Here is a 1,632-nt window from a genome sequence, read left to right on the forward strand (position 1 = left end):
AGATGACGAAGTGGTTGATGCCATGCTTCCAAGAAAAGCTTCTAAGCTTCAGGTAACCAGGAACCGTACCCCAAACCGACACAGGTGGTTGGGTAGAGAATACCAAGGCGCTTGAGAGAACTCGGGTGAAGGAACTAGGCAAAATGGCACCGTAACTTCGGGAGAAGGTGCGCCGGTGAGGGTGAAGGACTTGCTCCGTAAGCTCATGCCGGTCGAAGATACCAGGCCGCTGCGACTGTTTATTAAAAACACAGCACTCTGCAAACACGAAAGTGGACGTATAGGGTGTGACGCCTGCCCGGTGCCGGAAGGTTAATTGATGGGGTTAGCTAACGCGAAGCTCTTGATCGAAGCCCCGGTAAACGGCGGCCGTAACTATAACGGTCCTAAGGTAGCGAAATTCCTTGTCGGGTAAGTTCCGACCTGCACGAATGGCGTAACGATGGCGGCGCTGTCTCCACCCGAGACTCAGTGAAATTGAAATCGCTGTGAAGATGCAGTGTATCCGCGGCTAGACGGAAAGACCCCGTGAACCTTTACTATAGCTTTGCACTGGACTTTGAATTTGCTTGTGTAGGATAGGTGGGAGGCTTTGAAGCGTGGACGCCAGTTCGCGTGGAGCCATCCTTGAAATACCACCCTGGCAACTTTGAGGTTCTAACTCAGGTCCGTTATCCGGATCGAGGACAGTGTATGGTGGGTAGTTTGACTGGGGCGGTCTCCTCCTAAAGAGTAACGGAGGAGTACGAAGGTGCGCTCAGACCGGTCGGAAATCGGTCGTAGAGTATAAAGGCAAAAGCGCGCTTGACTGCGAGACAGACACGTCGAGCAGGTACGAAAGTAGGTCTTAGTGATCCGGTGGTTCTGTATGGAAGGGCCATCGCTCAACGGATAAAAGGTACTCCGGGGATAACAGGCTGATACCGCCCAAGAGTTCATATCGACGGCGGTGTTTGGCACCTCGATGTCGGCTCATCACATCCTGGGGCTGAAGCCGGTCCCAAGGGTATGGCTGTTCGCCATTTAAAGTGGTACGCGAGCTGGGTTTAGAACGTCGTGAGACAGTTCGGTCCCTATCTGCCGTGGACGTTTGAGATTTGAGAGGGGCTGCTCCTAGTACGAGAGGACCGGAGTGGACGAACCTCTGGTGTTCCGGTTGTCACGCCAGTGGCATTGCCGGGTAGCTATGTTCGGAAAAGATAACCGCTGAAAGCATCTAAGCGGGAAACTTGCCTCAAGATGAGATCTCACTGGAACCTTGAGTTCCCTGAAGGGCCGTCGAAGACTACGACGTTGATAGGTTGGGTGTGTAAGCGCTGTGAGGCGTTGAGCTAACCAATACTAATTGCCCGTGAGGCTTGACCATATAACACCCAAGCAATTTGCCAACAGCAGATTGCGGTGTATGAAGACGCACGAACCGAAAGTTTGCGATTCACAAACACCGATATCACATACCCGATTTGCTGAAGCGAGGCCGCATGGCCACGAGTCAGTACCCGAATTTCTTGACGACCATAGAGCGTTGGAACCACCTGATCCCATCCCGAACTCAGTAGTGAAACGATGCATCGCCGATGGTAGTGTGGGGTTTCCCCATGTGAGAGTAGGTCATCGTCAAGATTAAATTCC

Annotated in this window: 2 rRNA genes; both read left to right on the forward strand. The window is 52.6% G+C overall.

From position 1 onward, the window contains the following. A 23S ribosomal RNA gene (locus ACCD02_RS32500) occupies positions 1-1,366 on the forward strand; the annotation flags it as partial. A 141-nt stretch (positions 1,367-1,507) separates the two neighbouring features. Next, a 5S ribosomal RNA gene (rrf, locus tag ACCD02_RS32505) occupies positions 1,508-1,623 on the forward strand. Positions 1,624-1,632: the final 9 nt, after the last annotated feature.

The organism is Pseudomonas sp. Pseusp88 (assembly GCF_047303955.1).
GTDB lineage: Bacteria > Pseudomonadota > Gammaproteobacteria > Pseudomonadales > Pseudomonadaceae > Aquipseudomonas.